Below are 18297 nucleotides of genomic sequence, written 5' to 3'. Positions count from 1 at the left end.
TTCGGCCAGTGACCGCGCGATCGGATCGGTGAGTTCGGTGACCAGATCCTCCAGCAGCGCCGCCGGACGCCCGGCCACGCGCAGCGCCTCCGGCATGGCGACCGCGAGTTCGGCCAGCCAGGCCCGTTGCCGCTCCCCGCCGACCAGCCGCCAGCGCACCCACCACTGGCCGTCCTCCCTGCGCAGGTCCGGCACGACACGCCCGGCGCGCACCCAGCGTTCGATGCCGCGGGCGACATGCGCCAGGTACCGCAGATCCCCTGACACCAGGTCGGGGGGCAACCGCTGCCGGAGGGCTTCCGCCGCCGCGACCGGGGCCAGCGCGTGCGCGCGGACCTGCTCGGTGCCCGCGATCCCGTGCTCGACCACCAAGACCTCGGCCCGGTGCCGGAATTTCGACGCCCGCAGCACGCTGCCCAGCGGATCCGGAAGCTCGGCGGACGTCGTGGCGGCCGACGAGTCCTGCCAGAGCAGCAACCCGGAACCCGGCGACCACAGTCCGTGCAGCATCACCCCATCCAAGCAGGCGGGTACGACACGGCCGCGCAGACCGTGCCCCGACCGTTGTGGATTTCTGCGTCCAACCGGCACATACTGGAATATCCGCAGGTCATCGCAGAACAACCGCAGCTTGGTGTCAAGGAAGCGGAGGAAGCAGCATGACGATTCTGCTCCAGGTTCTCGAGCAGAGCTTCACCCCGACGACCACGTGGGAACGGCGCAAATTCACCTTCGTGCATGCCGACAAGATCGTCGGCATGCGGCTCGACGGGCAGTGCGGCGTGTGGCTGGACCTGTCGCGACCCGGTGAATCCCAGCGGCTGGCCCGCACCACCGATCCACGCGAGGCGATCACGTTCCTGCTCACCACCTTCGCGAAGATCGCCGAATGCGAGGAGCAGGGCGGCTCCTGGGTGATCGGGCACGACGGGACGCATATCGAGTCGATCGCGGCCACCCGGTTCCCACCGCGAGCGAGTGAGGTCGTCGACGACGACCTCCTGGCCCGGGCCTGGCTGTAAGGCGTCAGCTACCGGTCGCGACCGGCCGTTTCGGATCGTTCGACCACTGCGACCACGACCCTGGATACAAGGCCGCCTCCACGCCCGCGATGGCGAGCGCCGCGACTTGGTGCGCCGCCGTCACACCGGAGCCGCAGTACACGGCCACCGGCCCGGATCCGAAACCGGCGAAGCGGTCGCGCAGTTCCGCCACGGCGCGGAAGCGACCGCCCGCGTCGAGATTGTCGGCGGTCGGAGCGCTCAGCGCGCCGGGGATGTGCCCGGCGCGGGGGTCGATCGGCTCGACGTCGCCGCGATAACGCTCGCTCGCCCTGGCATCCAGCAGCACGCCCTTCCAGCGAGCCGTCGCGTCCGCGTCGATCACGGGCAGCTGACCGGGACGCAGTTCGACATCGCCCGGCTCCGGGTCGGGCTCGGCGCCGGTCGCGACGGCCCCGCCCGCCTCGATCCAGGCGGGCAGCCCGCCGTCGAGAATGCGCACGTCGGCGACACCCGCCCAGCGCAGCAACCACCAGGCGCGGGCCGCGGCCATGCCGCCGGTGGCGTCGTAGACGACCACCGGGTCGCCCTCGCACAGGCCCCAGCTGCGCGCGCACTTCTCCAGTTGCGCGGGCTCCGGCAGCGGATGCCTGCCGCGCGCCGGTGAGGGCGGCGCGGACAGCTCGGTTTCCAGATCGACGAACACCGCGCCGGGGATGTGGCCCGCGAGATAGTGCTGCGGCCCGTCCGGATCGCCCAGCGCCCATCGCACATCCAGTAGGCGAAGCCGCTTGTCCGCCAACGCTTGCCGAAGCTCCTCCGGTGAGATCAGTACCGCGCTCAACTCAGCTCCTCGTCCCGAATCGCGTCCTCGCGCACCGACTCCCCCACCCTACGCATCCGAATGTGCGGATGTGGCGCAACTCTCCCGCCGCGTGCTGCCCACCGGCTCGAGTCAGGCCAGTTTCGGGGCACTGGCAGGCGACACGCCCTCGTGACCAGCGGCAATATCCGATCGGTGTCGAACTCATCCCTCACCGAGACCACCGCGACGCCGGAGCGAGAACGATCGCGGACCGGGTTGGCCACGCCGCTCGGTGCGGGCGCGGTGACGGCGCTGGTCGGATTCACCAGCTCGTTCGCCGTGGTGCTGAGCGGATTGACCGCGGTGGGAGCATCCCCGGCGCAAGCCGCCTCGGGTCTGCTCGCGCTGTGCCTCACACAGGCGATCGGCATGATGGCGCTGAGCTACCGCTACCGCATACCGATCACCCTGGCCTGGTCCACGCCGGGCGCGGCGCTGCTGGCCGGGACGGGCGCGGTGGCGGGCGGCTGGCCCGCGGCGATCGGGGCGTTCGTCGTGACGGGAGTGCTGATCGTGGTCACCGGACTATGGCAGCGGCTGGGCGCGCTGGTCGCGGCGATCCCGGTGGATATCGCGCAGGCCATGCTGGCGGGGGTGTTGCTGCCGTTGTGCCTGGCGCCGGTGCGTGCGGTGCAGACCAGTCCGGCGGTGGTGGCGCCGGTGGTCCTGGTCTGGCTCGTGCTGCAACGATATGCCCAGCGCTGGGCGGTGATCGCGGCGTTCGTCACCGCGGCGGTCGGCGCCGCGGTCAGCATCGCGGTCGCGCACCGGCACCTCGACGTCGGCGCGATGGTCCCGCATCTGGAATTCACGCTGCCGCAGTGGAGCTGGCAGGCCGTGATCGGTGTCGCGATCCCGCTCTACATCGTGACCATGGCCTCGCAGAACATCCCTGGCACCACGGTGCTGGCCTCGTTCGACTACCGGGTGCCCTGGCGCGCGGCGATGACCGTCACCGGCCTGGGCACCGTGATCGGCGCGTCAGCCGGCGGGCACGCGATCAATCTCGCCGCCATCAGCGCCGCGCTCGCGGCGGCTCCCACGGCGCACCCGGACCCGAAGCGGCGGTGGATCGCCGCGTTCACCGGGGGCGTGGCGTACCTGCTGCTCGCACTGGGCTCGGCCGCCCTGGTCACGCTGATCGCGGCCGCTCCGGCCGGAACACTGGAAAGCGTCGCAGGCCTGGCCCTGCTGGCGACCCTGGCCGCGGCACTCGGGGCGGCGCTGCGCTCCGAACACCGCGAGGCCGCCGTCGTGACCTTCCTGATCGCCGCCTCGGGAGTCGGCTTCGCAGGCATCGGCGCCGCCTTCTGGGCGCTGCTCGCCGGGCTCGTGGTGCGCAGGGTGTTGCGTCAGCCGGACGTAGTCCGTCCTCAGCCCGCGCCGGACCGAGCGAAGGCGAGGTAGCCGCTTATGCCCGGAGCGCGCCCTGGAAGCGGCGCATGCCGTCGATCCAGCGGTCGTAGTCGGAGCCCTTGTGGCGGTACATCTTCAGCACCTCGGGGTGCGGCAGGATCAGGAAGTGCTCGTCGGCCACCCCGGCGAGCACGATTTCGGCGACCTCCTCCGGGGACAGCACCGCGCCCGCGCTGGTGACGGCCTTCACCGCCAGTTCCGCCTCGGCGGCGTGCTCCGGCGGGACGAGTCCGCCGCGCAGCAGCCGCGTATCCACACCCATCGGGCATACGCAACTCACCCGCACTCCCTGGTCGCCGTAGGTGACCGACAGCCATTCCGCGAAACCGACAGCCGCGTGCTTGGACACCGCGTAAGGGGCCGAACCGAGCTGGGTGAGCAGTCCCGCCGCCGACGCCGTGCCGACGAAATAGCCACTGCCACGGGCCAGCCAGCCCGGCACGAGCAGCCGCGCGGCGCGGACGTGCGCCATCACATTGACCTCGAGCGCCGCCGCCCACTGCTCGTCGGTGCTGTCCAGCCCCGCGCCGCCGCCGATGCCCGCGTTGGCGAAGTACAGGTCCACCGGCCCGAACTCCGCCTCGGCGCGATCGATCAACGTGCGGATCACCGTCTCGTCGGCCACGTCTCCGCCGACGGCGACCGCGTCCGCCCCGAGAGACTCCGCGACCCGCGCCGCGCTCGCACCGTCGAGGTCGGCGAGCACCACACGCGCGCCGGCGGCGACGAGCCGAGCGGCCAATGCCGCACCGATCCCCGCACCCGCCCCCGTGACAATGGCAACTTTGCCCGAAATCTCCATTCCCGCACCCTAGCGGGAGATCACCGGCCTGCCGCCGGGAAGTCCGCGACCACCTGGTAGAGCCGCGGATGCAGGCGGCACTCCGCCACCATGACGATCACCGTCGTTCCGTCCTGCGTCGAGCCGCCATCGTGGAACGCGGGCGAGGTCAGCAGCGTTCAGCCCGAATTCGCCAGGCGGTCCAGCAGCGGGGCGGTGCGCGGACCGACCAGCTCACGCATCACCAGCGCCATGTTCGTCCGCTCGACGCCGGGGATCTTGAGGATCTGCCCGGCGATGCGATACAGGTCGTCGGCGTCCCGCGCGACCACCCGCACGGTGAGATCGGTGAGTCCGGTCATGCCGCACACCTCGGTCACCTCGGGCACCTCGGCGAGTTCGTCCACCACCGAATCCAGTTGGTGCTGGTCGACGACGACCGCCACGAACGCCGCGAGCGGATAGCCGAGCGCGCGCGGCTCGACGCGCCGTTCGAAGCTGCCGAGCACGCCCCCGGCCTCCCAGCGGGACAACCGGGCCTGCACGGTGTTGCGGGACAGGCCGAGCCGCGTGGCCAGCTCGACACCCGTCGCCCGGGGATTGGCGACCAGTTCCAATAACAGCCTGGCGTCGGTGGCGTCCAGGCTCACGCCGACGTTTTCTCTGGTCATACCACGCAGTATGACACCACCACGCCGGTCGCAATTGAGCATTCTGCCCATCCTCCGGCGGACCACTTGCGCAGTTCGCATTCGAGTGGATGCTGTGAGATAGGACACAATCCGACCTGCCGCACACCTGGCGAGGAGGCGATCACTCATGCCGGGCAAATCCGAATATCCGGTGCAGTTGGTGCAGCCGGACGGCCGCCGGGTCCTCGATCGCGAGCACGCCGCGCTGGTCGCCGACATCGGGCCGGAGCAGGTGCGGGCGCTGTACGAGGACATGGTGGTCGCCCGCCGGATCGATCTCGAAGCCACCGCGCTGCAACGGCAGGGCCAGCTGGGGCTGTGGGCGCCCATGCTCGGGCAGGAGGCCGCCCAGGTGGGCTCCGCGCACGCGCTGCATCCCGACGACTACGTGTTCTGTAGCTATCGCGAGACGGCGGTCGCCTATTGCCGTGGCGTGCCGCCCACCGACCTCACCCGGCTGTGGCGCGGAGCCGCCCACCATTGCTGGGATCCCCACGCGGTGAACATGACCAACCCGAACATCGTCGTCGGCTCCCAGGGTCTGCACGCCACCGGCTACGCGTTCGCGGCGCACATGGACGGCGCGGAGATCGCCACCATCGCGTACTTCGGCGACGGCGCCAGCAGCCAGGGCGATCTGGCCGAAGCGCTCGGCTTCGCCGCGACCTGGAGCGCACCCGTGGTGTTCTTCTGCCAGAACAACCAGTGGGCGATCAGCGCGCCGGTGCGGGTGCAGAGCGCGACGCCGATCGCCCGCCGCGCGCACGGCTACGGCATGCCGGGCAGGCAGGTCGACGGCAACGACGTGCTCGCCGTCCTCGCCGTGACCAGGCAGGCGATCGCGAGGGCGCGCGCAGGCGGAGGCCCTTCGTTCATCGAGGCGCTCACCTACCGGATGGGGCCGCACACCACGGCGGACGATCCCACCCGCTACCGTTCGGCCGCCGAGACCGAGCAGTGGGCGCGGCGCGATCCGATCGACCGGATCCGCAGGTTGCTCGAGCGCGAGGGCCACTGGGACGACGCGTTCGACCGGCAGGTCGCCGAGCGGTCGGACGCGGTGGCCGCGGCGGTGCGCCGCGCGACCATCGACATGCCCGATCCCGCGCCGAGCGAGCTGTTCGACCACGTCTACACCACCCCCCACCCGCTGATCACCGAACAGCGGAGGGCGTACGCGGAGTACCTGGCCGGCGATCCCGGCGGGTCCCGCGCATGAGGAGAAGGAGTCCGCGATGATCACCACCTTCGCCGCCGCGCTCAACACCGGCCTGCGCCGTGCCCTGGAGGACGATCCGAAGGTCCTGCTGATGGGCGAGGACATCGGCCGCCTCGGCGGCGTGTTCCGGGTGACCGACACGTTGCAGAAGGACTTCGGCGACAACCGCGTCATCGACACGCCGCTGGCCGAATCCGGCATCATCGGAACGGCTTTCGGCATGGCGCTGCGCGGCTACCGGCCGGTGTGCGAGATCCAGTTCGACGGATTCGTCTATCCCGCGTTCGACCAGATCGTCTCGCACGTGGCCAAGATCAACTACCGCACCCAGGGAAAGGTCAACGCGCCGCTGACGATTCGTATCCCGTTCGGCGGCGGCATCGGTTCGGTCGAGCACCACTCCGAATCACCCGAGGCCTATTTCGCGCACACCGCCGGGTTGCGGGTCGTGACGCCGAGCAACCCGGCGGACGCGTACTCGATGATCCGCGCCGCGATCGCGCTGGACGACCCGGTGATCTTCTTCGAACCCAAACGCAGGTACTGGGACAAGGCCGACGTCGATTTCGCCGCGCTCGACCGCGACGGCGGCCTGCCGCTGGATCGTGCGCGGGTGTGCACCACCGGTACGGACGCGACCGTCGTCGCCTACGGCGCAACCGTGGCGACCGCGCTGACGGCCGCCAAGATCGCCGCGGGGGAAGGACACGCGCTCGAGGTGATCGACCTGCGCAGTCTCTCGCCGATCGACTTCGACACCGTCGAGGAGTCGGTCGCGAAGACCGGGCGGCTGATCGTCACGCACGAGGCGCCGGTATTCGCCGGGCTCGGCGCCGAGATCGCCGCCCGGATCACGGAGCGCTGCTTCTATCACCTGGAGGCGCCCGTGCTGCGCGTCGGCGGATTCGACATCCCCTACCCCCCGGCTAAGCTCGAGAAGCACCACCTGCCCGACCCCGACCGCATTCTCGACGCGGTCGACCGTTCCCTCGCCGCATGAGGCGGGGCTCGCCGTAGTGAGAGGTGCCGCGTGGAAAACTCTGTCGGCCAGGGTCTTTCGACGTCCGTGCTGGAATTCCGGCTGCCGGATCTCGGCGAAGGGCTGACCGACGCCGAACTGGTGTCGTGGGCGGTGGACGTGGGCGACACGGTGGAGCTGAACCAGGAGATCGCCGATGTGGAGACGGCCAAGGCGGTCGTCTCGCTGCCGTCGCCGTTCGCGGGCCGGGTGGTCGAATTGCTGGCGCGGCCCGGGGACACCGTCGCGGTCGGATCGCCGCTCATTCGCATACGAACAGCCGGTGCGGAAGAGACGGCTGACGAAACGGGCCGCACTTCGGTCCTGGTCGGCTACGGCCCTGAAGCGGAGGCGACGTCCCGGCGACGTCCTCCTGCGCAGCCCGGCGTTTCGCGGCCTCACGACGCGGACAGCCGAGTGGCGCAGCCCGGCGTTTCCCGGACCGACGACGCGGACAGCCGAGCAGCGGAGCCCGGCGTTCTCCGGCCCGACGAAGCGGACGGAGCGGCGCAGCCCGACGCTCTCCGGTCCGACGGCGTGGACAGCATGAGCGAGGACGAACGGCGACCGGACACCGCGCTCGGCGCGACGCGCGCGGCGGCGACACCCGCCGCGCGGAAACTGGCCCGCGAACTGGGCCTCGACCTGTGGTTCATCGCTGGTTCCGGCCCCGGCGGCGCGGTCACCGTCGAGGACGTGCGCGGCGCGGTGCCCGTCTCGCAGCCGCGCCCTGCCACTACGCCTGCCGCCGCGGAGGCCAGAGCAGGCCGCCCGTCCGCCCGCGAGGAGCGCACCCCGATCAGCGGCATCCGCAAACGCACCGCCGCGGCCATGCTGACCAGCGCGCGCACCATCCCGCAGGCCAGCACGTTCGTCACCGCGGACTGCACCGCCTCGATGGAGCTACTCGACCATCTGCGCAGCACGAAATCGTTCGCGGGCTTGGCCCTGACGCCGCTCGCGCTGGTCGCCGAGGCGGCGCTGGTCGCGCTCGCCGACTTCCCCGGCATGAACGTGTGCTGGGACGAAGCCGCTGGGGAGATCGTCACCAAGCACTACGTCAACCTGGGCATCGCGGTGGCCACCGAGCGCGGGCTGCTGGTTCCGAACATCAAAGAGGCGCAGACACTGAGCCTGCGCGACCTGACCCGCGAGATCGGCTGGCTGGCCGATACCGCGCGCGCGGGCGGCGCGACGCCGGCCGAGCTGCGCGGCGGCACGTTCACCATCACCAACGTCGGTGTCTTCGGCGTGGACGCCGGAGTTCCGCTGGTCAATCCGGGCGAGGCCGCGATCCTGTGTCTCGGCTCGATTCGCAAGCGGCCGTGGGTGGTGCGCGACGAGATCGCGGTCCGGTGGGTGACCACCTTGGGCGTCAGCTTCGACCATCGCATGGTCGACGGCGAGCTCGCCGCCCGCTTCCTGGCCACCGTCGCGGGATTCCTGGAGGACCCGCTCACCCTGCTCAGCCGCGTGTAACGGCGGTCAATCCGTGACCAGCGCCGCCGCGGCGGTGCGGATGACCTCCGGGATCTCGACCGGCTTGCGGGTCTCGGCGTCCACGTAGACGTGCACGAACACGCCGGTCGCGGCCAGTTCCAGCGCGCCGTCGGCCTCGCGGAAGATGGCCAGATCGTAGGTGATGCTGGAGCGGCCGAGCCGGGAGATGCGCAGACCGACCTGCAACTGGTCCGGGAAGCTGATCGAGCCGAGGTACTGGCAGGAGGTCTGCGCCACCACGCCGAGCGCGGGCAGGTCGCGGATGTCGGTTCCGGTGGCGTGCATCAACCACGCGTTGACCGCGGTGTCGAAGTACGAGTAGTAGGTCACGTTGTTCACGTGCCCGTAGTGGTCGTTGTCGGCCCATCGGGTCGGCACCGGCCAGAGCACCGGATACTGCTGCGTCACCCGGCCGACGATAGCTCAGCGGGCGCCACGCCCAGCCGGTGGTCGCGCGGGGAGACGCCGAAGTGCCGTTTGAACGCGGTGCTCAGCGCGAAGGCGCTGCCGTATCCGACCTGGCGGGCGATGGCCTCGATGGTGGCATCGGATTCCTGCAGCAGGTCGGCGGCGAGCGCCAGCCGCCATTCGGTGAGGAACGCCATCGGCGGTTCGCCCACCAGATCGGTGAACCGGCGCGCCAGCGCGGCCCGCGACACCCCCACCGCCTCGGCCAGGCCCGCGACCGTCCACCCGTGCGCCGGATTGTGCTGCAACAGGCGCAGGGCCTTGCCCACCAGCGGGTCGCCGTAGGCGTGGTACCAGGCGGGCGCGTCGTTGCGGGCGAACCAGGCGCGCAGCGCGGCGATCAGCAGCAGATCCAGCAGGCGGTCCAGCACCGCGCTCTGCGCGGGCTCGTCCTTGGTCACCTCGTCGACCAGCAGGTCGAGCACCCGGCTGTCGAACTCGCCGCGCCGCAACAGCAGCACCGGCGGGAGGGCTCGCAACAGGCGTCGGCTGGCCGCGCCCGCGGACTCGTAGGTTCCGGTGACCATCAGGGTGGCTCCATCCGGATCGGTTCCCCACTGCCGGACGCCCAGACTCAATGTCTCGCAGAGGATTTCGCCCTGCGGCGTCTTCGTCACCTGGCCGGGATGAATGATGATCTGCGGTTCGGTCGCCGGGTCGTCGGCCACCGTGTACGGGGCGGGTCCGCGGAAGATCGCGACGTCACCCGCGCCGATTTGTCGCGACGCGCCCTCGTCGGTGACGATCCACGCGCCGCCGCGGATCATCGACAGCACGGTCAGCGGGGCCTCGTCCTGGATGCGCAGCGACCACGGCGGATCCAGCAGCGAACACATCAGGAACGCGCCGCGAGCGCGAGGGCCTTCGAGCAGACTGGCGAGCGCATCCACCCCTCCACGGTAGACGATCACGCATGATCACGAGTCGTTGCGCAATGCTCCGTCTCGGCGTGACCGCCTCCGAGCAGCCGTGCATTCGTGGGTCGGCTTCCGGACCTGGTCAGTCAGCACCGTGCTCGACGGCCGCAACGCGGAGCACGCCGATAGCGTGACGGCGCGCGCCTGGCCGGAGTCCGAAGGATCGCACCTACTCGTCAGGGAAACCACCGGAATCCGGAATGCCCCGCCCGCGTGACGCGTTTCACATTGTGCAAAGGACTCGCTCGCGGACGTGACGCGCAATGTCGAGCGCCCCGCACGGCCGCACGACCAGGTCAACGGCGCCCTGGGCCGGTTCCGCGGGCGAGGCCGGTCGCGGTGGCGGTTTTCTCGGTACCGTCGAAATGGTGTTGAGCCCGACGGTCGATCGTCAGTCCCGCGTGGCGCGCGCCGCGGTGTTCACGGTTTTCGCGTTGAACGGCTTCCTGCTCGCCATGTGGGTGGTGCACATTCCGGTCGTCACCGACCGCACGGGGGTCTCCGAATCGACACTGGGCATGTTCATCCTGCTGATGTCCGGTGCGGGCATCGTCGGGATGCGGCTGGCGGGACCGCTCGCCGATCGGTTCGGCAGCAGGACGCTGGTCGCGGCCGCGGCGTGCTTCGGGTCGGTCGCGGTGGTCGGCCCCGGCTTCGCCACCGGGCCGTTGACCTTGGCGCTCGCGTTGGCCTGCTTCGGTTTCGGCAATGGAGCGCTGGACGTCTCGATGAACACCCAAGCGGTGCATGTGGAACGGGCCTATCGGCGTCCGATCATGGCCGCGTTCCACGCGTTGTTCTCCGGCGGCGGCCTGCTCGGTTCCCTGCTCGGAGCCGCCGCGCTGCGGGCGGGCTCGGATGTGCGGGTGACCCTGGTCGTCGCCGCGGCGGCCGGTATCGCCCTGACCCTCGCACTGGTGCCGCGGTTGCTGCGGGAGACCCCATCCGAGGCGGAAACGCCGGAGTTCGATGACGTCGCGTCCGTCCACCTGAGCGCCCTGGACGCGCCACTGGACCACGACGCGACCCGGCCGCGGCGGGAGGGCGGTTACTCCGGCCACGACGTCACGCCGAGCGGCTCCGAGGCCGCGCCCCTCGCACAGCCGCTGGACCTCCCCGCCCGTGACCAAGTGCGGCGCGGCCCCGCCACGACGCTCGATGCCCGCGCTCGCAACCGAAAGGTACTGGCGCTGGCCGTTTTAGCGTTCGCCCTGCTCCTGGCCGAAGGCGTGGCCGCCGACTGGAGCGCGTTGCAACTGCGCGACCATCTGGACGCCGACGCGGCTACCGCGGCGCTGGCCTTCGGCGCCTTCTCCACCACGATGACGATCGGGCGGTTCGGCACCGACCGGGTGAGCCATGTCTTCGGCGGGGTCGCGGTGGTGCGCTACGGATCGCTCCTCGCGGCCGTCGGCTCGGCGGTGATCATCGTCTCGCCGTGGATTCCGCTGACGCTGCTCGGCTGGGCCATGACCGGGCTCGGATTAGCCGGTGGCGTCCCGCAGATCTTCAGCGCGGCGGGTAACCTGGGCTCCCGCACGGCCGCTACCGACATGTCGCGGGTATTCAGCGTCGGCTATCTCGGCTTGCTCGCCGGTCCGACGATCATCGGCTGGCTCACCGCCGTGGTCTCGCTGACCACGGCGATGGTCGTGCCGATGATCGCCGTCCTGCTGTGCTGCGTATACGCGGGCGTTGTCGCCACGCCCCGCTGACCGGATCACGAACTCCAGGCCGGCTCGACCATCGGCACCCGGTCGATCGCCGTGCTCGTGGCTTCCTCGATGATCCGGCTGAGATTCCGGTATCCAGCGGATGACCGCGCCGGTAGTTCTCGAGCACGACGGAGGTCTCGTCCGGACTCAGCACGCGGGCCACCGCTGGAACTCTGAAGTGCGTCGCGATACTCACGTAGCAGTGCGGATCGGCGACGAGACCAATGATTCCCGCTCACTACTTGGGCGGCACCAGGCACAGGGTGATCGGCTCGGGCTTGGGGTAGACGATCGTGTCGTTCTCGGTCGCCTTCGCTCCGCACGCGGACTTGTCCGCGGTGCCGCGCACGATCCGGCCGATCTTGAAGTCCGCCGTCGAGCCGCAGGCCACCTTGGTGCTGGCGCCGAGGAAACCGCCGTCGATGCAGTCGCCCTCCTTGACGTTGAGCCGCAGGCACAGCGTGTACTCGTTGCCGCCGGTCTGGTAGTAGCTGGCGTAATCCTTGGTGGGGCAGTCCGCGTTCGCGCCGTCGAGCCGTTGCGCCACCACGTAGTTGGCTTCCGGATCGGAGCACTCCTTGGTCGCGAACTCGGCCTTGATCGTGGTGCCCGACAACTTCGCGCACTGACCGATGTCGATCTTCTCCCCGTCCCCGCGGAACACGGTGCGGGCGCCGACGACCAGCAGCCCGATCACCAAGACCACGCCGAGTATGCCGAGAATCTTGCCGATACCGCTCCCGCCGCGATTCTGCCGAGGCGGGGGCCCTGGCGGCGGGAACCCGCCACCGGAATAGCCCGGCTGCTGCGGGAAACCACCCTGCGGCGGATAGCCCGGCTGCGGCTGGGCGGGGTATCCGGGTTGCGGATAGCCCTGCGGCTGAGCGGGATAGCCCGGCTGCCCCGGAAAGCCCTGCGGCGTACCGGCAGGCGGCTGCTGCGGATAGCCGGGCTGCCCTGGAAACGGTTGATTCGGCGGTGTGGTCATGGATCCCCTCCCCGGGTCTCGCGTGATTCCGTGCGCGCTGAGCGACGGGCGAACCCATGGAATCTAGCCGATCGGGGCGAGTGCCGCCGTGCGGGATACCAACCGGTTCGCCACGCCCACTCGCCGGATCGACCCACCGGCGCAACGGCTTCGGCTCACCGAAGACCTTCCGGCAGGCTCACAGATACAGTCCCGGGTTCACCGCGTCCACGGCGACGGCGTCGATCCGTGCCTCGCCGTCGCGCACCGACACGAGTTCGGCCAAGGTCGCGCCGTCCGGAAACGCGGTGGCCGCGTCCGGCCGCTCCCGCTCCAGCCAAGCCGCCGCCTCCCCGGAGGACAGCCGCCCGATCTCGATCCGCGCCAGGCACCGGCCCGGCCGCGTCACCGCCGGATGCAGGCGGGACAGATCCTCGTTGGTGGTGATGGCGACGAGCACGTCCCGGCCCTGGCCGAGCATGCCGTCGGTCAGGTTCAGCAACCGCGAAAGTCCCTGCCCGGCCGCTTCCTTCGCTTCCCCGCGAATCAGCTCGTCGCAGTCCTCCAATACCAGCATCCGCCAGCGCGGCGCGTCCTCGTCGGCGTTGTCGACTCCCGCGGCCACCTCCATGAGATAACCCGGCTTGCCGAACATCACCTCGGGATCGAGCACGCAGTCGAGCTGGCACCAGCCACCCCAGGCCCGTGCCAGTGCGCGCAGCGCGGTGGTCTTCCCGGTGCCCGGCGGGCCGTGCAACAGCACCAGCCTGCCGCGTACGTCGGCGGCGGTGAGCGACGTCAGGCGATCCAGCGCGGTGGCGACCTGCCCCGCGTAGTTGCCGCGGATCGAGGACCACTCGGGGGCCGTGATCGAGCGCGCGCGCCGCTGCGGACCGTGGTTGTGCATGTGCCAGAAGCCCATCTCCACGGTCTCGCCCACCTCCGGCGGCGCCGCCGCGTCCTTGATCGCCTCGGCGAGCAGCTCGTCCGCGAGCGTGTCGGTGACGGCGGTGACCTCGACCATCGCCGAGCCGCCCGACCAGCGCACCGACCGCAGCGACCAGCCGGTGCCGACCACCAGCGTGGCCCCGCTGTCGTTGTCGCGCACGGTGCGTACCACGCGCCCACGGCCGGGACGCAGCGGCGCGTCCGGCCGCACTCGTTCCAGGTGCGCGGTGCGCGCGCACGGATGATCGCCGCGCAGGAACGGACCGAGCGCGAGGGCATCGATCGCGTCACGGATGGAGTAGGTGGAATCGACTACGACGGTCCACGGCAGCCGCTCGGCCGGATCGGCCGAGGGCTCCCCGGGACCGATCAACCGAAGAGGCTCATGACGTGCGGACACTCCGAGAATGATCCGGGGCGGCCGGGCGCGATGTCCATCGAATTACGACAGTGCCCCCTCCACCGCATCGGTGGAGGGGGCACTTCGCGGAAACGCTTCGCCTACAGCGCCTTCAGTTCCTCGGTGACCGCTCCGACGGACTTCTTGGCGTCGCCGAACAGCATCGAGGTGTGGTCGGCGTAGAACAGCGGGTTGTCGATGCCGGCGAAACCACTGTTCATGGAGCGCTTGAGCACGATCACCGACTTGGCCTGGTCGACGTTGAGCACGGGCATGCCGTAGATCGGACTCGAGGCGTCCTCGCGGGCGGCGGGGTTGGTGACGTCGTTGGCGCCGATCACCAGGGCGACGTCGGTGCGGCCGAATTCGCCGTTGATGTCGTCCATTTCCTTGAGCGCGTCGTAGGAGACCTCGGCCTCGGCCAGAAGGACGTTCATGTGACCGGGCATGCGGCCGGCGACCGGGTGGATGGCGTATTTGACCTCCACGCCCTTGGCCTCGAGCAGCGAGGCCATCTCCTTGACCGCGTGCTGCGCCTGGGCGACCGCCATGCCGTAGCCGGGAACGACGATCACCTGGTTGGCGTAGGCCATCTGGATCGCGGCGTCCGCGGCGGAAGTGGCCTTGGCCTGCTTCTGCTCACCGCCACCGGCGCCGGGCGCGGTCCCGCCGCCGCCGAAGCCGCCCGCGACGATCGCCGGGATGGACCGGTTCATCGCCTTGGCCATCAGGTTGGTCAGGATGGTGCCGGACGCGCCGACGATCATGCCCGCCACGATCATCGCGGTGTTGTTCAACGCCAGACCCGCCGCCGCGGCCGACAGACCGGTCAACGCGTTCAGCAGCGAGATCACCACGGGCATGTCCGCGCCGCCGATCGGCAGCACGACCATCAACCCGAGCACACCCGCGAGCACCAGCACGGCGATCATCCACAGCTGCGACACCCCCTCACCAGTGGCGCCGACGCCGATCCCCACGGCCGCGGCGACAGCGCCGAGCAGCAGCAGAAGGTTCAACGGTTGCTGCAGCTTGCCGATCCCGATCGGGCGGCCGGGCAGGATCTCCTGCAACTTGCCGAACGCGATCAACGATCCCCAGAACGACACCGAACCGATGATCGCCGCGAACAGCGACCCGATCACGATGTGCACCGTCGGCTCTTCGTCGAAGTGCGAGAAGCCCTGGGAATTGATGAATTCCGACCACGCGATGAGCGCGACCGTGCCGCCGCCGACACCGTTGAACGCGGCCACCAGCTGCGGCATCGCGGTCATCTTGGTGTACTTCGCCGGGGGCACGCCCAGCACGACGCCGACCACCAGACCGGCGACGATGAGGATCCAGTTGCTGGTGTGGCGGATCGAGATCAGCGTGGCGATCACCGCGATCACCATGCCGACCGCCGCGATCAAGTTGCCGCGCACCGCGGTCTTCGGGCCGGTCAAACCCATCAGACCGTAGATGAACAGCGAGAACGCCACGATGTAGAGACCGTTGACCAGATAGGTCACGTTGTCGAAGGTGTGCATCATTCACCCGCCTTCTGCGCGGCAGCGGCCGGTGCCTTTTTGCCCTTGAACATGCCCAGCATGCGGTCGGTGACCACGAAACCACCGATGACGTTCAGGGTTCCGAACACCACCGCGACGAACAGGATGATCTGGGTCAGGATCGACGGATCCTGCACGTTGCCCAGCGTGACCAGCGCACCGAGCACCACGATGCCGTGAATGGCGTTGGTGCCCGACATCAGCGGTGTGTGCAGCGTGTTCGGGACCTTGGAGATCACGGCGAAACCGACGAACCCGGACAGAACCAGGATCGCGATATTCGCCAGCAGTTCGGTATACATCAGTTCTCCACCTTCGCCTCGGTCGTCTCCGCCGCCTCGGCGGACTCCGCTGCCGCAGGCGCCTCGGCGGGCGCGTCCGGCTCGCGGGTGACGCAGGAATCCGCCAGCACCTGGTCGCTGAAATCGGGCGCGAGCTTGCCGTCCACCAGCATCAACTCCAGCAACGCAGCGATGTTCTTCGAATACAGCTCGCTGGCGTGCTCGGGCATGGTGGCGGGCAGATTCAACGGCGAGGCGATGGTCACCTCGTGCTTGACCACGGTCTGTCCCGGCTCGGTCAGCTCGCAGTTGCCGCCGGTCTCACCGGCCAGGTCCACGATCACGCTGCCGGGCTTCATGCCCTGCACCGCAGCGGCCGTCACCAGGCGCGGCGCGGGGCGACCCGGCACCAGCGCGGTCGTGATCACCACGTCGAAGCCCTTGATGCTGTTTTCGAGCGCCTGCTGCTGTTCGGCCTTCTCCTCGTCGGTGAGCTCGCGCGCGTACCCGCCCTCACCCGCGGCGTCGATGCCGAGATCCAGCCACTGCGCACCCACCGACCGCACCTGATCGGCCACCTCGGGCCGCACGTCGTAACCGGTGGTCCGCCCGCCCAGACGCTTGGCCGTGGCCAACGCCTGCAGACCGGCGACACCCACACCGAGCACCAGCACCGTCGCCGGCTTCACCGTGCCCGCCGCCGTGGTCAACATCGGGAAGAACCGCGTCGACTCCGACGCCGCCAGCAACACCGCTTTGTAGCCCGCCACATTCGCCTGCGAGGACAGCGCGTCCATCACCTGCGCACGCGAGATCCGCGGAATCGCCTCGACCGCGAAGGCCTGCACTCCCGCGGACTTCAGCGCGCCGATCTGATTGTCGGCGTTGCGCGGGGCGAGGAAGCCGATCAGCGTCTGTCCCGACGACAGCTTGCCCACCTCGGCGTCACTGGGCGGGGCCACCTTCACCACCACATCCGCCGACCACGGATCACCGATCGACGCGCCCGCCTCCACATAGGCTTCGTCAGGAATCAGCGCGCCGTTGCCGGCCCCTGACTCGACGACGACCTCCACACCCTGCTTCAACAGGCTCGGAATGATTTTCGGCACCAAGGCGACACGCCGCTCGCCCGCGTTGGATTCGCGGACGACACCGACACGCGCGCCGCGCGGCGATGGATCGCCTACGCTCTGCGTTGTCTCCACTTGTCAGACTTCCTTCTCTTACCGAGCTTCAGGCAACGGGTAGACGACCGGACGATGTTACCGTCGAGTAAGTTCGCCCAAATCCTCGCAACTGTACCTGGCCCGCGGTGAGCCTAGCCGAGATGCCCGTCACACACGCCGCAGGAATCGCGCCGATACGCCGGAGTTCCCGGACGCCACCGGACGAGCCGCCGGACGCCGAGCGGCGGTACACCGTTTACCTCTCGCTGTGTGATCGTGGTCTCCTCAGATGAACACGGCAAGACCGTACAGAGAAGTTCGTTACCAACCTCGAGGTTGGCCACCTGGTGAGACGCCCATCCCACAGCCGCACAGTGACGCGCGTCATGCCGATCGACGCTCCGGGGTGTTCCGCTCGCCTCGTACGCCGTATGGTCCAGCGTGTGAACGACTGCGTCTTCTGCCGCATCGTGGCGGGCCAGGCCCCGGCGGCGAAGGTATACGAGGACGACGCGCTGTGTGCGTTCCTCGACGTCCGGCCGATCGCCCGCGGGCACACGCTGGTGATACCGAAACGCCACGCCGCCGAGTTGGAAGAACTCGACGCCGAACTCGGCGCGCAGATCTTCCGGACCGGACATCGGCTCGCACTGGCCGTCCGGCGCAGCAGTCTCGCCGCCGACGGCGCCAACTTGGTGCTCAACGACGGAACCGCCGCGTTCCAGACCGTCCCGCACGTCCACCTGCACGTGATCCCGCGCAGCCACGGCGACAAGCTACGGTTCGCGAAGGGGTTCCTGCTGCGGCGCCCCCATGACCCGGTGACGACCGCCGCGGCCATCCGGGACGGCCTCGCGGCATTGGACAACGAGGGCGAAGGCCCGGAAAAGGAAATCGACGGATGACCGAGACGTTCGATCGCACCGCGCTGATCGATCTGCTGTCGCGCCAATGGGAAGCGATCGACGCGCTGGTCGCTCCCCTGGACGAGCAGCGGTGGCGCACCCCGTCGGCGCTGCCCGGCTGGACGGTGTTCGACATCGTCGCCCACGTCATCGGCACGGAGTCCTGGCTGCTGGGTGACCGGCCGCCCGCGCACGACCCCACCAGGGCCAAGACCGACGTCCGCACGTTGCCCTACGTGCGCAACGAGACCGCGGTGCTCAACGAGATCTGGGTCGACCGGCTGCGCCCGCTGCCGGGCGCTCGCCTGCTCGAGCTCTATCGCGACGTCGTCGACCGCAGGCGCGCGGCGCTCGCCGCGATGGGCGACGCCGAGTGGGAGAAGGAGACGATCTCGCCGATCGGGCAGGTGACCTACGGCAGGTTCATGCGGGTGCGGTTGTTCGACTGCTGGATGCACGAACTCGACATCGCCGACGCGCTC

General features: G+C 69.7%; 18 protein-coding genes and 1 pseudogene. 8 read left to right on the top strand and 11 right to left on the bottom strand.

Annotated features, from left to right (window positions below; translation table 11 throughout):
- A pseudogene (locus ON21_RS05680) lies at window positions 1–510 on the bottom strand (ATP-dependent helicase); the annotation flags it as partial.
- Window positions 511–659: 149 nt separating this feature from the next.
- Between ON21_RS05680 and ON21_RS05675 the strand changes: the two are divergent.
- Entirely contained in the window at window positions 660–1022 is a 363-nt protein-coding gene (locus tag ON21_RS05675; RefSeq protein ID WP_039796291.1) for a hypothetical protein, read from the top strand.
- A gap of 4 nt (window positions 1023–1026) precedes the next feature.
- Here ON21_RS05675 and ON21_RS05670 read toward each other — a convergent pair whose 3' ends face one another.
- On the bottom strand, window positions 1027–1845 hold the full coding sequence (locus ON21_RS05670; protein ID WP_039796290.1) for a sulfurtransferase: 819 nt from the start codon (window positions 1843–1845) through the stop codon (window positions 1027–1029).
- A gap of 174 nt (window positions 1846–2019) precedes the next feature.
- Here ON21_RS05670 and ON21_RS05665 point away from each other — a divergent pair, with 174 nt between their 5' ends.
- Window positions 2020–3273, top strand: a complete 1254-nt coding sequence (locus ON21_RS05665; RefSeq protein ID WP_051020385.1) for a benzoate/H(+) symporter BenE family transporter — start codon at window positions 2020–2022, stop codon at window positions 3271–3273.
- A gap of 4 nt (window positions 3274–3277) precedes the next feature.
- On the opposite strand, the gene ON21_RS05660 is transcribed toward ON21_RS05665, so the two are convergent.
- On the bottom strand, window positions 3278–4084 hold the full coding sequence (locus tag ON21_RS05660) for an SDR family oxidoreductase (RefSeq protein WP_039796289.1): 807 nt from the start codon (window positions 4082–4084) through the stop codon (window positions 3278–3280).
- Window positions 4085–4242: 158 nt separating this feature from the next.
- Window positions 4243–4734: an Lrp/AsnC family transcriptional regulator gene (locus ON21_RS05655; RefSeq protein ID WP_039796288.1), complete on the bottom strand. Its 492-nt coding sequence runs from the start codon at window positions 4732–4734 to the stop codon at window positions 4243–4245.
- 148 nt (window positions 4735–4882) lie between these two features.
- On the opposite strand from ON21_RS05655, the gene pdhA reads away from it, so the two are divergent.
- The 3 genes from pdhA to ON21_RS05640 all read left to right on the top strand — a co-directional run bounded on the left by pdhA (window position 4883) and on the right by ON21_RS05640 (window position 8471).
- Window positions 4883–5974: a pyruvate dehydrogenase (acetyl-transferring) E1 component subunit alpha gene (gene pdhA, locus ON21_RS05650; RefSeq protein ID WP_039796287.1), complete on the top strand. Its 1092-nt coding sequence runs from the start codon at window positions 4883–4885 to the stop codon at window positions 5972–5974.
- A gap of 16 nt (window positions 5975–5990) precedes the next feature.
- Window positions 5991–6974 carry an alpha-ketoacid dehydrogenase subunit beta gene (locus ON21_RS05645; protein ID WP_039796286.1) on the top strand — a complete coding sequence of 328 codons (984 nt, stop codon included), beginning with the start codon at window positions 5991–5993 and terminating at the stop codon, window positions 6972–6974.
- Between the two features lie 66 nt (window positions 6975–7040).
- Window positions 7041–8471 carry a dihydrolipoamide acetyltransferase family protein gene (locus tag ON21_RS05640; RefSeq protein ID WP_373281105.1) on the top strand — a complete coding sequence of 477 codons (1431 nt, stop codon included), beginning with the start codon at window positions 7041–7043 and terminating at the stop codon, window positions 8469–8471.
- A gap of 6 nt (window positions 8472–8477) precedes the next feature.
- Here ON21_RS05640 and ON21_RS05635 read toward each other — a convergent pair whose 3' ends face one another.
- Window positions 8478–8900, bottom strand: a complete 423-nt coding sequence (locus ON21_RS05635) for an acyl-CoA thioesterase (protein WP_245562473.1) — start codon at window positions 8898–8900, stop codon at window positions 8478–8480.
- Window positions 8897–9850 (bottom strand): AraC family transcriptional regulator, encoded by a 954-nt coding sequence (locus ON21_RS05630; protein WP_039796283.1) that lies wholly within the window; start codon window positions 9848–9850, stop codon window positions 8897–8899. Before ON21_RS05630 ends, ON21_RS05635 begins: the two co-directional genes overlap by 4 nt.
- 290 nt (window positions 9851–10140) lie before the next feature.
- On the opposite strand from ON21_RS05630, the gene ON21_RS05625 reads away from it, so the two are divergent.
- Window positions 10141–11592, top strand: a complete 1452-nt coding sequence (locus ON21_RS05625; protein ID WP_444543661.1) for an MFS transporter — start codon at window positions 10141–10143, stop codon at window positions 11590–11592.
- Between the two features lie 238 nt (window positions 11593–11830).
- Here the strand turns inward: ON21_RS05625 and ON21_RS39530 are convergent, their stop codons facing one another.
- The 5 genes from ON21_RS39530 to ON21_RS05600 form a co-directional block, all read right to left on the bottom strand.
- Window positions 11831–12580: an LppU/SCO3897 family protein gene (locus tag ON21_RS39530; RefSeq protein WP_157170727.1), complete on the bottom strand. Its 750-nt coding sequence runs from the start codon at window positions 12578–12580 to the stop codon at window positions 11831–11833.
- Window positions 12581–12758: 178 nt separating this feature from the next.
- Window positions 12759–13880 carry a DUF5925 domain-containing protein gene (locus tag ON21_RS05615; protein ID WP_039796280.1) on the bottom strand — a complete coding sequence of 374 codons (1122 nt, stop codon included), beginning with the start codon at window positions 13878–13880 and terminating at the stop codon, window positions 12759–12761.
- Window positions 13881–14008: 128 nt separating this feature from the next.
- The gene (locus ON21_RS05610) at window positions 14009–15439 is read right to left on the bottom strand and encodes an NAD(P)(+) transhydrogenase (Re/Si-specific) subunit beta (RefSeq protein WP_218004044.1); all 1431 of its coding nucleotides are present in this window, start codon (window positions 15437–15439) and stop codon (window positions 14009–14011) included.
- A complete protein-coding gene (locus ON21_RS05605) occupies window positions 15439–15762 on the bottom strand; it encodes an NAD(P) transhydrogenase subunit alpha part 2 (RefSeq protein WP_039796279.1) in 324 nt (107 codons plus the stop codon). Before ON21_RS05605 ends, ON21_RS05610 begins: the two co-directional genes overlap by 1 nt.
- A complete protein-coding gene (locus tag ON21_RS05600; RefSeq protein WP_083880410.1) occupies window positions 15762–16949 on the bottom strand; it encodes a Re/Si-specific NAD(P)(+) transhydrogenase subunit alpha in 1188 nt (395 codons plus the stop codon). The genes ON21_RS05605 and ON21_RS05600 overlap by 1 nt, the downstream gene beginning before the upstream one ends.
- Window positions 16950–17353: 404 nt before the next feature.
- Between ON21_RS05600 and ON21_RS05595 the strand changes: the two genes are divergently transcribed.
- Together ON21_RS05595 and ON21_RS05590 are read left to right on the top strand one after the other, a co-directional pair.
- A complete protein-coding gene (locus ON21_RS05595; RefSeq protein ID WP_039796294.1) occupies window positions 17354–17815 on the top strand; it encodes an HIT family protein in 462 nt (153 codons plus the stop codon).
- A partial coding sequence (locus ON21_RS05590; protein ID WP_039796293.1) for a maleylpyruvate isomerase N-terminal domain-containing protein occupies window positions 17812–18297 on the top strand: 486 nt, incomplete at its 3' end. The genes ON21_RS05595 and ON21_RS05590, both read left to right, overlap by 4 nt.

The organism is Nocardia araoensis NBRC 100135, assembly GCF_000308435.1.
Lineage (GTDB): Bacteria > Actinomycetota > Actinomycetes > Mycobacteriales > Mycobacteriaceae > Nocardia > Nocardia araoensis.
The sequence above is the reverse complement of the archived record's forward strand: the minus strand, read 5'-3'. Positions and strand labels throughout refer to the sequence as shown.

Excerpts from the sequence above, each read along its gene's own strand:
- ON21_RS05675 (WP_039796291.1), top strand. The coding sequence starts at position 660 with ATGACGATTCTGCTCCAGGTTCTCGAGCAGAGCTTCACCCCGACGACC.
- ON21_RS05660 (WP_039796289.1), bottom strand. The coding sequence starts at position 4,084 with ATGGAGATTTCGGGCAAAGTTGCCATTGTCACGGGGGCGGGTGCGGGG.
- ON21_RS05655 (WP_039796288.1), bottom strand. The coding sequence starts at position 4,734 with ATGACCAGAGAAAACGTCGGCGTGAGCCTGGACGCCACCGACGCCAGG.
- pdhA (WP_039796287.1), top strand. The coding sequence starts at position 4,883 with ATGCCGGGCAAATCCGAATATCCGGTGCAGTTGGTGCAGCCGGACGGC.
- ON21_RS05645 (WP_039796286.1), top strand. The coding sequence starts at position 5,991 with ATGATCACCACCTTCGCCGCCGCGCTCAACACCGGCCTGCGCCGTGCC.
- ON21_RS05625 (WP_444543661.1), top strand. The coding sequence starts at position 10,141 with ATGTCGAGCGCCCCGCACGGCCGCACGACCAGGTCAACGGCGCCCTGG.
- ON21_RS39530 (WP_157170727.1), bottom strand. The coding sequence starts at position 12,580 with ATGACCACACCGCCGAATCAACCGTTTCCAGGGCAGCCCGGCTATCCG.
- ON21_RS05610 (WP_218004044.1), bottom strand. The coding sequence starts at position 15,439 with ATGCACACCTTCGACAACGTGACCTATCTGGTCAACGGTCTCTACATC.
- ON21_RS05605 (WP_039796279.1), bottom strand. The coding sequence starts at position 15,762 with ATGTATACCGAACTGCTGGCGAATATCGCGATCCTGGTTCTGTCCGGG.